The 12,508-nt window shown below is 70.9% G+C and carries 13 protein-coding genes; 6 read left to right on the top strand and 7 right to left on the bottom strand.

The features are described from left to right. Positions 1–40 precede the first annotated feature (40 nt). Both PGH47_RS00830 and PGH47_RS00825 read right to left on the bottom strand, forming a co-directional pair. Positions 41–1,246: an STM4014 family protein gene (locus PGH47_RS00830; RefSeq protein ID WP_271661715.1), complete on the bottom strand. Its 1,206-nt coding sequence runs from the start codon at positions 1,244–1,246 to the stop codon at positions 41–43. Continuing rightward, the gene (locus tag PGH47_RS00825; RefSeq protein ID WP_271661714.1) at positions 1,243–2,202 is read right to left on the bottom strand and encodes an STM4015 family protein; all 960 of its coding nucleotides are present in this window, start codon (positions 2,200–2,202) and stop codon (positions 1,243–1,245) included. The genes PGH47_RS00830 and PGH47_RS00825 overlap by 4 nt, the downstream gene beginning before the upstream one ends. Before the next feature lie 170 nt (positions 2,203–2,372). On the opposite strand from PGH47_RS00825, the gene PGH47_RS00820 reads away from it, so the two are divergent. Both PGH47_RS00820 and PGH47_RS00815 read left to right on the top strand, forming a co-directional pair. Next, positions 2,373–2,699 carry a hypothetical protein gene (locus PGH47_RS00820; RefSeq protein ID WP_271661713.1) on the top strand — a complete coding sequence of 109 codons (327 nt, stop codon included), beginning with the start codon at positions 2,373–2,375 and terminating at the stop codon, positions 2,697–2,699. Positions 2,700–2,781: 82 nt separating this feature from the next. After that, positions 2,782–3,930 carry a DUF6745 domain-containing protein gene (locus PGH47_RS00815; protein ID WP_271661712.1) on the top strand — a complete coding sequence of 383 codons (1,149 nt, stop codon included), beginning with the start codon at positions 2,782–2,784 and terminating at the stop codon, positions 3,928–3,930. Positions 3,931–3,970: 40 nt separating this feature from the next. Here the strand turns inward: PGH47_RS00815 and PGH47_RS00810 are convergent, their stop codons facing one another. The 3 genes from PGH47_RS00810 to PGH47_RS00800 form a co-directional block, all read right to left on the bottom strand. Next, entirely contained in the window at positions 3,971–5,602 is a 1,632-nt protein-coding gene (locus PGH47_RS00810) for an alpha/beta hydrolase (RefSeq protein WP_271661711.1), read from the bottom strand. A 207-nt stretch (positions 5,603–5,809) separates the two neighbouring features. After that, positions 5,810–6,211 carry a DUF3662 domain-containing protein gene (locus PGH47_RS00805; RefSeq protein WP_271661710.1) on the bottom strand — a complete coding sequence of 134 codons (402 nt, stop codon included), beginning with the start codon at positions 6,209–6,211 and terminating at the stop codon, positions 5,810–5,812. Positions 6,212–6,383: 172 nt separating this feature from the next. After that, positions 6,384–7,340, bottom strand: a complete 957-nt coding sequence (locus tag PGH47_RS00800; protein ID WP_271661709.1) for an ArsR/SmtB family transcription factor — start codon at positions 7,338–7,340, stop codon at positions 6,384–6,386. Between the two features lie 173 nt (positions 7,341–7,513). Between PGH47_RS00800 and PGH47_RS00795 the strand changes: the two genes are divergently transcribed. Further along, complete coding sequence (locus tag PGH47_RS00795) at positions 7,514–8,437, top strand: SMP-30/gluconolactonase/LRE family protein (protein WP_271661708.1); 924 nt, start codon at positions 7,514–7,516, stop codon at positions 8,435–8,437. A 74-nt stretch (positions 8,438–8,511) separates the two neighbouring features. Here the strand turns inward: PGH47_RS00795 and PGH47_RS00790 are convergent, their stop codons facing one another. Together PGH47_RS00790 and PGH47_RS00785 are read right to left on the bottom strand one after the other, a co-directional pair. Next, positions 8,512–9,426 (bottom strand): NADP-dependent oxidoreductase, encoded by a 915-nt coding sequence (locus PGH47_RS00790; protein ID WP_271661707.1) that lies wholly within the window; start codon positions 9,424–9,426, stop codon positions 8,512–8,514. Between the two features lie 62 nt (positions 9,427–9,488). Next, positions 9,489–10,127 carry an HD domain-containing protein gene (locus tag PGH47_RS00785; RefSeq protein ID WP_271661706.1) on the bottom strand — a complete coding sequence of 213 codons (639 nt, stop codon included), beginning with the start codon at positions 10,125–10,127 and terminating at the stop codon, positions 9,489–9,491. Positions 10,128–10,262: 135 nt separating this feature from the next. Between PGH47_RS00785 and PGH47_RS00780 the strand changes: the two genes are divergently transcribed. The 3 genes from PGH47_RS00780 to PGH47_RS00770 all read left to right on the top strand — a co-directional run bounded on the left by PGH47_RS00780 (position 10,263) and on the right by PGH47_RS00770 (position 12,500). Beyond that, the gene (locus tag PGH47_RS00780; RefSeq protein ID WP_271661705.1) at positions 10,263–11,237 is read left to right on the top strand and encodes a GlxA family transcriptional regulator; all 975 of its coding nucleotides are present in this window, start codon (positions 10,263–10,265) and stop codon (positions 11,235–11,237) included. Between the two features lie 101 nt (positions 11,238–11,338). Further along, positions 11,339–11,509, top strand: a complete 171-nt coding sequence (locus PGH47_RS00775) for a hydrophobic protein (RefSeq protein ID WP_107906367.1) — start codon at positions 11,339–11,341, stop codon at positions 11,507–11,509. Positions 11,510–11,654: 145 nt separating this feature from the next. Further along, complete coding sequence (locus PGH47_RS00770) at positions 11,655–12,500, top strand: RNA polymerase sigma factor SigF (RefSeq protein WP_271661704.1); 846 nt, start codon at positions 11,655–11,657, stop codon at positions 12,498–12,500. Positions 12,501–12,508 lie beyond the last annotated feature (8 nt).

The following is a 12,508-nucleotide window of genomic DNA, read 5'->3' as shown; positions in this document are numbered from 1 at the left end:
CAAGTCGGTTACAGGCGTGGGAAGTTGCTGCATGTCGGGCTCAGGCATGGGACGTTCCTGTTCTGTACGGCCTGCGCGCGGCCCTGCCGGAGGCCGCCGGACGGGGCGGGTTGAGCTGACCGTGCGGAGCCGGCTCGCGCAGGGCGGCCCTCACCTGCGCGGCATACGTGTCCAGGCCCTCCGCGCCGCTGCCCGGCAGCCCGGTCAGCCGGGGCAGCAGGTCCCCGAAGGCGTTGACCTCGCCGACGAAGGCCCTGCGCCAGCCGATCGCCGGCAGCAGGTCCACGCCGACGCACAGGGTCCGTGGGAAGCAGGACGCGGCCCGCTCGCAGACCTCCAGTACGTCGGACCAACGGCCACCTGCCGCGGCGACGGCGTCCCGGGCGACGGCAAGGTCACCGCGGCTGCCGCCCAGGTGCAGATTGGTCAGCGGCGTTCGGCTGGTGCGGACCACGGCGTGCGTGGCTCGCCCGCTCACCACGACCACGCGCAGGTCCGCGGCCCGGCCGTGCTGGGAGGCCTTCGGTACCCAGCGCTCCAGGTGCAGCCCGTCGGGAGCGAGCGCGTCGACGATGGTCGCGATGTCCCGCTCGCTGTCGTAACGACGCACCCGAAGGGAGTTGTACAGCGTCCCGTCCGCCGCGAGTTCGACGGACGTGGTGGCCCTGATCCGGCCGCCGCCCGCCTCGACGGCGAGGACGCCGGACGCCGACGACCCGTGCGCGGGCTTGACGAACAGCCGGGGCATCCGGTGCTCGCGCATCAGCGCCCGTACGTCGTCCCAGCCGCGCACCGGCGCCCCGCCCGGCCCCGAGGTCGGCGAGGCGGGCACCGGCACACCGGCCGTGTCGAGCACGCCGTGGCAGGCTCGCTTGTCGAACAGCACGGCGAGATCGCCGGGGTAGTCGAGCCGGATGCCGCCGCGCAGGGTGCGCAGCGCGCCGGTGAAGCGGGCGTACCAGCGGGCCGAGCCCTCGACCCGGGTGGGATCCGTCGCGCCGCGCAACAGCCGGTCGACCTCGGGATTCTCGCCGGGGGAGTCGACCCGCACGATCTCGTCCGAGGCGAAGTCGGCTCCCCCCTCGAGCAGGACGTCGCTCCAGGCCACGACGCGCGGGCCGGGCAGGCCGGCCGCGCGCACCGCGTCCGCGAAGAGCGACACCCGCCGGTTCTCGGGATTGCCGACCACGGCGAACCGCGACCCGGCGACACCGGAGGCAGGCGGGGCCACGGAGGGTGTGGTCACTCGCCCACCGCGACGTAGCGCCACACCGTGCCGTCGTCCTCCGTGTCCTCCTCCGCGTCGTCGCGGTCGAGGTCGACCTCCACGCCCGCGGTCGCCATGGTCTGGCGCACCCTCTCCTCGACCGCCGCGCTCAGGTAGTGATGGTGCAGGTCGAGCGCCTTCAGATGCGTCAGGGGCTGACCGCCCAGCAGCGCAGCGGCACCCTCGTCGGTCAGCACACCCATGGACAGGTCGAGCACCTCCAGGCGCTCCACCACGGGCGCGGAGGCCACCGCCGCGGCCACGGCGTCCTGCATCTCGCTGTTGCGCAGCGCCAGATGACGCAGGCGCGGCAGCCGTGCGCCCGACAGGATCGGCTCCAGGTCGGAGGCCTCGCTGTCGCCGCCGTAGTCGGGCGTGCCGAGCCACAGGTCGAGGTACTCCAGGGCGGGCAGGTCGCTCGCGCCTATGCCGCGTACCACCTCGGCGGGCAGCCCGCCGGTCTCCACGACGAGCCTGCGCAGCTTGTTGTGGCTCAGTGCCGTGAACTCCAGCCCCGAGCCGCCCCGCACACCGAACTCCTCCAGCGCCTCGAACCCGGCGAGGAGCGGGGAGACGTCGCCCTGGTTGATCCAGGAGATCTCGCACTCCTCCATCACCATGTCGCCGAGGAACAGCGCACGCAGCGCGGGGAAACGGTCCCGGGCGGCCACCAGCGCCTCGATGACCTCGGAGGGGTCGGAGTCGTAGGCCTCCTGCCAGGCCCCGACTATCAGCGCCCGCACCCGAGTGGTGTCGACGGCGGCGCAGAACCGGGCGAACGCCTTCGGCCACTCCTCGTCGGCGTCGTACACGTCGCTGGTGATCCGCCAGGCGACGGTGTCCGGCTCGGGGAGGTCGTCCGTCGTCTCGTCCGGGCCCGGAAACGTGTGCGCGGGAAGCCCGTGGAGCTGGTCGAGGTGGTCACCGATGGTCATGCGGCCTCTCCCGAGGAGAAAGAGTGTGCGGTCTGTGATGTCGGCAGTTCTACCAACAGCCACTGACAACCGCGTGCGGCGGGGCGGGGTTCGGGGCGTTGTCAGTGGTGCCGCCTACGGTCGTGGTCATGAGGCCGGTGCGCGGTGCACCCGGCGGTGGGGGGACAGCCATGTACCGACAGGGAGACGTGCTGATCGTGCCGGTGACGGAGGAGACGGTGCCGGCGCACGTGGCACACGCTCCGAGGGAGCAGCGCGACGGGCGGGGCCGGCTCGTGCTGGCGCTGGGCGAGGTCACCGGCCACGCTCACGCGATCGTCGGCCCGGGCGAACTGATACGGGAGCCGGGGCCGTTCGGCCCGCTGCTGCTGCGTCTGCCCCAGGGCGGCCGGGTCGTGCACGAGGAACACGCGGCGATCGCGCTCCCCAAGGGCTGGTACCGGGTGATCCGGCAACGGGAGTACGTGCCCGGGTCCGTGCGGATCGTGGCGGACTGAACGCCTGAGGCCGGCAGGACAACGGGTGCATGGGCAAAGGATGCAGGGGCGAAAGGTGGACGGGCGAAAGGTGGAGGGGCAGATGACCACGACGGACTCCGGATCCGCGACCGACATTGAGGGGACCGACGTGGAGAGGACCGAGGTGGCAGGGGTCGAGGTGGCGGGGGTCGAGGTGGAGCGGACCGGGGCGGAGGCGACCGCGTTGGAGAACATCGCCTCCGGCGAGCTCGGGCCGTGGCGTGCCTGGTCCTCGGCGACCGGTCCCGCCGACCGCGCGGCCGCCGAGGCCGGTGTCCGGCGGGCCTACCGGCTGGCGGGACTCGCCGAACCGGAGCGAGTGGTGTGGGTGGGTTCGCCGCGAGCGGCCGTCACATTGCTGAGGGAAGACCTGGCGGACCGCGGCGTGAGCGTACGGGACGCTGTGCGCAGTGCACCCTGGGCAAGGCAAAGACGTTCCCTGTACGCCGAGTTGGGGGCTGCCGGCTGGTCGGCGCACTGGGCGGCGACGGGCGGACGGCTCTGGGAGTCCACCCAGGCCCTGGTGGACCGGATCCGCACCGGCGTCATCGAGGACCTCGCCGGCCGGGACACCGGCAAGGAAGCCGCCGAGATCCGGCTGTTCCTCCTGGACGCCGTGCTCGGACAGCACGACGCGCCGTGGCTCGCCGCGTTCCCCGCCGACGACGGCCCCCTCGACGCACTCGCGGCGGTCTGCCGCAACGCCGGCTGGTGGTGGCCCTACGCCCGAGTGGCGGTCCTCTCCGAGCGGCCCGTGGCCCTGCACCGCGACGAGGCGGGCCGACTCGACCACGGCGACGGCCCCGCCCTGGCCTACCCCGACGGCTTCGCCCTGCACGCCTGGCGCGGCATGCCCGTCCCCGCGGAATTCCTCGCCGGACTGGCCACCCTGACGCCGGACCGCATCCGCGCCGAGGAGAACGCCGAACTCCGGCGCGTGATGCTGGAGTACTACGGCTACGACCGCTACCTGACCGACTCGGGAGCCCGACCCCTCCACCAGGACGAGACAGGCACCCTGTGGCGGATCGACCTGGTCGACGACGAACCCGTGGTGATGGTGGAGGTCCTCAACTCCACCCCCGAACCGGACGGAACACGACGCACCTACTGGCTACGCGTACCTCCCTCGACGCGGACGGCGAGGGAGGGTGTGGCATGGACCTTCGGGCTCGCGGCGGAGGCATACGCGCCGGCGGCGGAGACGTGAGCGGGCCGCGGCCCCTGCCGGCCTCGTGACGAACCGGTGTTCAGGACGTGCTGTCGGCCAAGCCACCGCCGCCGGTGGCGATGCCGCCGCTCGGCTTGGGAGTGGCGAAGGGAGGCGTGTCCTGCTCCCGGCACGTCGTCCCGGGCGGCGGGAGAACACCGTCGATGAGATAGCGGCTCTCGTGGGCCTGGATGCAGCTGCTGGGGTTGAGCAGCGCGGTGTGCGCGTAGCCGTTGAGGGTGAGCAGGCGGGCGTCCGCCAGTTCGCTGGCCATCGCTCGGGCGGCCGATTCGGGGGTGGAGGGGTCGTAGGCGTTGCCGATGACCAGGATGGGATGTGCCGTCGGCTTGTTCCACGGGCCGCGGTAGCGGTCGGGGGAGAGCGGCCAGTACGTGCACCCCGCGGTGGCCCAGGTCCAGTGGCGTCCCGCGTCGCCCCCACGGGCGGCGGCGCCCTTCTCCAGAACCGGGTAGACAGCGGGGTCACGCGGATTCGGACTGTCGCCGCAGAGCACCGAGGTCGGCTGCTCCTCGCCCACGTACGGACTCGGATTCGGGACCGCCGGCGGGGGCGGAAAGGCGGGCGGCTCGGGGACGCGGCCCCGCCACAGGTCCTGCAACCGGCCCGCGAGATCCGTCCACCCGGGATGGACTACGTAGAGGCCGTTCATGATGTCGGAGACCGTGGCGGCGTAGGTCCAGTCGCCCACGGGATGCTTCCGCAGCCGCTGCATCAGCTGGTCGAACTTCTTTCGGGTCGCCTCGGGGCTGCCCGCGGAGAACGCGCAGCGCGCGGTGGTCGTGGCCCCGCACAGGCTCAGGAACTTGTCCACGGTCGCACCCCCGCTGCGATCCGAGCGCAGGCGGATGAAGCTCGTGAGGCGGGCGTCGTCGCCCGAACCGTGGTTCGTCCAGGCCTGTGGGTCCCAGTTTCCGTCCAGGACCATGGCGCGGACCTTGTCGGGGAACAGGTTGGCGTACGTGGCGGCCAGGATCGTGCCGTAGGAGATCCCCAGGTAGGTGAGTTGCGGGTCCCCTACCGCCTGGCGGAGCCGGTCGAGGTCGCGGGCGGTGTCGGAGGTCGACACATGGCGCATCAGTTCGGGGTCGCGCTGCTCACAGCGCCGGGCCAGGTCCTTGTACGCGGCGAAGGTGGCTGTCCGCTCCTTCGCGTCCACGGGGAACCCGGCCGGCTTGCTCGCGTTCCACTCGGCGGCTTCCGCGGGGCTCGCGAAGCAGTTCATGGCGGTGCTGTTGCCGATGCCGCGGGGGTCCCAGCTGACGATGTCGAACCGCTCCCGCACCTCGCGCGGGAACCTCTCGTAGTTCTGCGGCATCTGCACCGTTCCGGGGCCGCCCGGCCCGCCGGGGTTGAAGAACAGGGTGCCGATGCGCCGACGGGGGTCGGTCGCCGCACGTCTGACGACCGCCAGTTCGATCGTGCGACCACCTGGCTTGCTGTAGTCCAGAGGCACCATCGCGGTCGCGCAGTCGAACTCGCTGCCGGGCACGCACCGACTCCAGTCCAGCGGTGCCACGGACGCGGCAGGCGTGGGTGCCCCGCCTGCCCAGGTGAGGTTCGACCCGGTCAGCACCGTCGAGCCGGCCACGACAGCCGCTATGACCGCTGTCCGGCGCCTTCCGTCCGCCTTGACCCCACGTATTCGATGCATAGGCATACTCCGTCCTGCTCCCTGTGCCGGCTGAGTGTCCGGAGCCGACGACGTCCCGCTGCACGGACACATCCGTGTCAACGACATCCCGGGACGGCAGCGCGAGCGAGGTGACCGCCGCCGAACGGGCGAGTCGCTCGGGCACAGCGAAGCACCGTCGTCAGTGACGGAGATCGATCTTTGGCCGGTGAGGACGACCGTCCGTGCTCAGAGGCTGTCGGACTGGAAACCGTCGGCGCTGACGTTGGCCATCGCCCTGCTCGTCACTCGATAGCGGCCGTTGGGGATCTCGCGGGCCCTGGTGACGTGCACGGCCAGCGGTCCGGCCCATTCGTATCCGTGGTGTTCGCCGTGTTGTGCCAGCTTGTCGGTGAGGGCCTGCCCGACATGGGCGCCGTTGCGGTTGAGTTCGTCGTGGACGTGTTCCGCGAGCATCACGTCGTACGCGTTCGGGACCACGACACGGCTTTGACTGCACACCACTGCACTGCTGTCGCATTCACGCCTCAGCGCAGCCACCAGATCGATGGGTTCCCGGCGGGTGAAATGCCCCCAGAGTGCTTCCTCGGCGCGCTCAAGCGCTCGTTCCCATCCGGTGAGCGTGCTCATCTGCCTGTGGCTCCTTCTGTCTCGTCGGCACTGTCGCCGCGGCGGCGGACAGCCGCGGCCAGGAGGGTGCTGTGTCACCTGACTCCTCGCAAGCCGAGTGCCCAGGACTCGAATCCGCAGTGCTCTTGGTGCAGAAGCTGCCGACGGCCTCCGTCCGGCCGCCCCGCGTCCCTCACCCTCCGGCCAGCAGTGCCTCGCCGAGCGGGGTGAGGGCGTGGAGGACTCGGCTGCCGTCGCGCACCGTCGTGATGAGGCCCGCCGCACGCAGCACAGTGGCGTGCTCGCTGGCCGTGGCGACCGACACTTCGGCCCGCTCGGCGAGCGCCGTGGTCCCGGCGGGCGTGGCCAAAGACGCCAGCACTCCGGCGCGGGTCCGGCCCAGCAGCGCTCCGAGCACATCACCGGGAGGCGTTGCGGTGTCGGTGACCGGCAGAGGGCGTACGAGTACCGTCGGCGCCGCCGGGTCGTAGATCAGCATCGCGGTCGAGGCGAAGTAGGAGGGCATCAGGTGCAGTCCCCGTCCGCACAGTTCCACGGTGTGAGAGGTGGCGAATGGGACGAGCAGGTCAGGAGGAGCCCAGCGCCAGCCCGGCTGCAAGGTCGCGAGCAGCGCCTCGACGCCGCCGCGCAGCAGGGTCTCCGATCGCAGCGCGCGATCGGCAGCGGCCACGTTCAGTACGGCGGGCCAGAGCGGGGCGAGCGACGAACGGTGATAGCGCGTCAGGTCCTCGACCAGTCTGCGCCGGGCCGTGCTCGAGCCCTGCGCCAGTTCCCGTGTCGCGGACGCCCCGGCCACCGTGTGCAGTGGGCCAAGGTCGGAGGCCAACTGGGACGTCGGGGTCTGGGCCGCCAGTTCGGCCGCTGTCACGGCGTCCCGGGCCGTCGGCTGGTACAGGAAGTCCGGCAGATAGCCAGCGGGCGGGACCAGCCGGGCCAGGATCCCCGCGCGGGCCGCGAGCCCCGGCTTCACGGCCCGCCGCCAAGCGGTGAGTTCGCCACGGCGGGTCGCCGGACCCGAGGGCGGTGTGGCCAGATGCCGGACACTCAGGGCCGTCTCCAGCAGTACGTCGGGTGCGGCGGCGACGGTGACGCGGGCGAGGTCGGCCGGGCCGAACCGTATCCGTAACACGCGGTGCAGAGTACCGGAGCGCACCTGCATTTCGGCCCTGCCCGAAAGGGCGGGCGCGGAGGGCCGGCGGGCCGCAATCCTCGGGTGCGGAACGGGCGTCCGCCGGGCGCCACCGACCCCCTGGAGGCCAGATGCCCGCACCCCGCCGACTCGTCGCACCGGCGCTTGCAGCCGTGACACTCCTGACCTGCGCCGCGGCCGTCCCCGCCGAGGGCGCCTGCCGCCCGCTCCCCGATCGCTACGTCGTCTCCCGGACGGCAGGCGTGCTCCCCGAGGGGATAGATGTCCGTCCCGACGGCACGATGTACGTGTCCTCCGACGGAACGGGCGCCCTCTACCGAGGTCGGGTGACATCACCGCGGATGCGGCCCTTCCGCGCCGACGGCGCGACCGCCCGCGGCAGCTCGCGGGGCATTCACACCGACCGTACGGGCCGGGTGTTCTCGGTCGGCGAGGGGCGACTCACGGTGCACGCCCCGGACGGCCGTCTCCTCGACGCGGTGGACGCGCCGGAGGGTCCCCTCGGCGCCCCCGACCTCAACGACCTGGTCGTCACGCCCGACGCCGTCTACGTCACGGACTGGGCGAACCCGGTGGTCCTGCGCGCACCGCTGGACGGGGGCGAGGTCGGCCCGTTGGAGCCCTGGGCAGATGTACGCGGTGCGTTCCCCGGTTTCCCCGACCGTTACTGGCTGCTCAACGGGATCGTCGCCGATCCGGCCGGACGCACCCTGCTCGTCGCCTCCAACGGGACCGAGGCCGTCTGGCGCATCGACACCGCTACCCGCGAGGTGAGCCGCCTCGACCTGGGGGACAACTCCTTCGGCGCGGACGGCATGGTGCTCCACGGCCGGAACCTCTATGCCGTACTCAACTACGGAGCCCCGCACGGCGTTTACATCGCCAGGCTGGATGCGCAGCTCCGCAGCGGAACGGTCGTCCACCGCGTAACCGGCGACCGCTTCGAGCTGCCCACCACCCTGGCCCGTCACGACTGCCGTCTCTATGTCGTCAACAGCCAGAACGACGAGCCACCCGGCACCCCGCCCTACACCGTGACCGCCCTGGACGACCCGGTGTGCGAGGCGAACGGGTGATCTACGGGGACGGCGCGCCGGGGTCGCCCTCCGCGGGGGAGCGGACGGCTCCGGCGCTGCCGTCCCCCCAGCCGTCATTCTTCTGCGACGCGAATGATCGTGCGGCCGGGGACGCGCTGCTTCAGGGCGAAGGCGTCGGCCGCCTCCGCCAGCGGCCGAACCGCGCCGACATGTACCCGGAGCCGGCCGTCCCGCAGACGCCGGGCGAGGTCGGCGAGGCGTGCGCGGTCCGGCTCCACGACGAAGAAGATGGCGCGTCCCTCGTCGGGGCGCACCGTGGGCGGGTGGGCGATGGTGACGAGCGTGCCGCCGGGGCGCACGAGGGTGGCCGAGCGGTCGAGGATGTCGCCGCCGATCACGTCGAACACGACGTCGACCTGTCCCGCGTCCTCCAGCCGGTCGGCCTCCAGGAACGCGTGCGCGCCCAGGCCGAGGACCGTGTCCCGGTCGGCGGAGCGGCCCGTGCCGACCACGCGGGCTCCTACCTCGTGAGCGAGCTGGACGGCGATGGAACCGACACCGCCGGCGGCGCCGTGGACCAGGACGGTCTGGCCGGTGCTCAGACGGGCGTGGTCGAACAGGCCCTGCCAGGCGGTCAGCCCGGAGATGGGCAGGGCGGCTGCCACCGTGTGGTCGATGTCGGCGGGGAGCGGCGAGAGATTGCGGGCTTCCACGGCGACGTACTCGGCCAGCGAGCCGTTGCGCGCCCAGTCGGTCGGTCCGAAGACACGCTGGCCGACCGTGAGGCCGGTCGTTCCGTATCCGACTTCCGTCACCACTCCCGAGACCTCGTGGCCGGGCACGCTCGGGGTGCGGTCGCGACCGGCGCGGTCGGACCAGGTTCCGGGCCATTCGAGCTCTCCTCGGGTGAAGCCCGCGGCGTGCACCCGCACGATGACGTCGTTCTCGGCGGCATGGGGATGAGGAAGGTCCTCGAGTGTCAGCCCCGTGATTCCGGCCTCGCGATCCCGGACAGTGATGGCTCGCACGAGCATTCCCTTCTTGGGGTGTGGGGGAGAGGGATACCGCTTGAGAGTCGGCTGCCGTCGGGTCACCGCGGCCAGGGAGCCTCGATGATGCGTTCCACCATGGACGTACGGCGGAAACCGGGAACGAAGTGTTCCAGGACGTCCGCATTGACGGTCCCGTAGGTCGTGTCCGGGCGGTCTTTGAGACCGTCCACGAATGCCTGTAGGAATTCCTTCTTGAAATCGCCACGTGGATGAGCGGCGACGATCTCGTCCACCTCGTCACCTTCCAGCCTGTCCAGTCCCCAGCCGATCGCGTCCGTCAGCACTCCGTGATTCGTGGCGGCGACCTCGGGCTCCATCCGGCCGGGAATCCCCGGCGTCGTGTGCAGGGCGATCGCTCTCCACACGACCTCGGCGGCGCTCGCGGAGAACCCGCGGTCGAGCAGGAACTTGCGTGCGTGGTCGGCGCCGTCCAGCTCGAAACGCTGCTGTGTGTCGGAGAACGGGATCGAAAGCCCCGCGTCATGGAACATCGCCGCGACGTAGAGCAACTCGGGATCGATCCGGCGATTCAGTTCACGCGCATGGAGGGAACCGAAGAGAAATACCCGTCGGGAGTGATGGAAGATCAGAGGGCTCGTCCTCTCCCGAAGAAACTCGGTGGCCTCCGCGACGGCCGAGGTCTCCGGGATTTCCACCCCTGCGATGATGTCGGTCATGATGCTCGTGCTTTCCGGTGCGATTCGATACGAGTGGACCCTGCGCCCGCTCTCCACGGTGCCGCCGACACCGGCCCCGGCGCCGCCTCGGAACGGCCATGAACCACTCGAATCCAGTCACCTCAGGATGGGCCTGTGAGCTCCCGCACGCATCGGGTGGCGATTCTCGTCTACGACGGGGTCAAACTGCTGGACGTCGCCGGCCCCGCCGAGGTGTTCGGTGAGGCGAATCTGCTCGGCGCCGACTACCGGATCACCCTGGTGTCGACGACGGGCGCCGACGTCACTTCGTCGATCGGTATGCGCATCGCCGTCGACGGCAGCGCCGCCGCGGAGCCGGACCCCGACACCTTTCTGATGCCGGGCGGCGACGTCCACCCCAGAACCCCCGTCCCCCGCGACCTGGCCGAAGCGGCCGCTGACCTGGCAGGTCGCGCCGTGCGGATCGCCTCCGTGTGCTCCGGCGCCTTCGTCCTCGGCGCCACCGGCCTTCTGGACGGCAAACGGGCGACCACCCACTGGAAGATCGCGGGCGAACTCGCCGCCCGGCACCCGAAGGCGCACGTCGAGCCCGACGCCATCTATGTGCGCGACGGCTCGACGTACACGTCGGCGGGCGTGACCGCGGGCATCGACCTCGCGCTCGCCCTCGTCGAGGAGGACCACGGCCCCGACGTCAGCCGGGAGGTGGCCCGCTCCCTGGTGGTGTACCTGCAACGAGCGGGCGGTCAGTCACAGTTCTCCGCCCCGATGCAGGGCCCGCCGCCCCGGTCGCCCGCCCTGCGCGGGGTCGTCGACCTGGTCACGGCGGATCCCGCCGGGAACTACTCCCTCGCCGAGCTCGCCGGGCGACTCAACGTCAGTACGCGTCACCTCACCAGGTTGTTCCGCGAGGAGTTGGGCACCACCCCGGCCCGCTACGTCGAGTCGATCCGTTTCGACATCGCGAAGTCGCTCCTCGACCAGGGGTACACCGCGACGCGGGCGGCATCCATGGCCGGCTTCCCGAGCTACGAGAGCCTGCGCCGCGTCTTCGCACGCGAGCTGGCCATCAGCCCAGCCTCCTACCAGCGCCGCTTCGCCACCGCCCGCCGCGAACAGGCTGAGTAGAAAAATAAGCCGTGTGCCCAACGTCTGCCTCAATAAACAAGGCTCTATTGGTGCGTGAATTCAGGATCGCAGGGCATTCGGAGTGCGGGAGGTTGATAACTATGGTTCCGCTGCTTCTGGTTCTGCTTCTTGCCCTGATCCTTTTCGGTGCCGGTTTCGCACTCAAGGTCTTGTGGTGGGTCGCCATCGCCGTTCTGGTGGTGTGGCTCCTCGGCTTTGTGATGCGTTCCACGAGCACCGGGGGTGGTCGAGGCCGTTGGTACCGGTGGTGACCTGAGCGCACCCTGCGTTTCACAGAAGGGCCCGGCTCCGGCCGGGCCCTTCACGCATGCAGGAATGGAGGGCCTGCGACGGGGTAGGCGGTGGGCCGGCGGCGGTCGCGGGCGGCCGCTGTCGGCATCGGGAGAGGGGAAGATCATGGTGCTCACGCAGGCGACGGCCAATCGTACGCACACAGGCGTCTCGACTGAGGTCGCGGAGCCTGCCCAAGTGTCGCCTCGGGACGCCCGCGAGCTGTCGCGGTGCTTCTTCGCCGAACTGGCGCAGTTGGAGGAGGGCACGGCCGAGCACAGCTACGCCCGGAACACGCTGATCGAGATGAACATGTCCCTGGTCCGCTATGCGGCCGGCCGGTTCCGCAGCCGTGGTCCGGAGGAGATGGAGGACATCGTCCAGGTCGGCATGATCGGCCTGATCAAGGCCATCGACCGCTTCGAGCTGTCGCGCGAGGTCGAGTTCACCACTTTCGCGGTGCCGTACATCGTGGGTGAGATCAAGCGGTTCTTCCGGGACACGTCCTGGGCGGTGCACGTGCCCCGGCGGCTCCAGGAAGCCCGCTTGCAACTGGCCCGCGCGAGCGAGGAACTGAACAGCCGACTGGGCCGGACCCCGACCGTCAAGGAACTGTCCGAACTGATGAGCCTGCCGGAGGGAGAAGTCGTCGAGGCCCAACTGGCGGCCAACGGCTACAACTCGGCCTCCCTGGATGCCGCCATCAGCACCAGCGACGATGGTGAGAGCGCCCTACAGGACTTCATCGGGGCCGAGGACACGGCGCTGGAGCTCGTCGAGAACGTGCACGCGCTGGCCCCGCTGATCGCCGGACTGGACGAGCGCGACCGGCAGATCATTCACATGCGGTTCGTGGAGGAACTCAGCCAGGCTCAGATCGGCGCGCACCTCGGCGTCTCCCAGATGCATGTCTCCCGTCTCATCTCCAGGCTTCTGGCCCGCCTGCGCGAAGGCATGCTCAGCACAGCCTGAGCCGCAGT

This window comes from Streptomyces sp. HUAS 31, assembly GCF_028198125.1.
GTDB classification, from domain to species: Bacteria; Actinomycetota; Actinomycetes; order Streptomycetales; family Streptomycetaceae; genus Streptomyces; species Streptomyces chartreusis.
The sequence above is the reverse complement of the archived record's forward strand: the minus strand, read 5'-3'. Positions and strand labels throughout refer to the sequence as shown.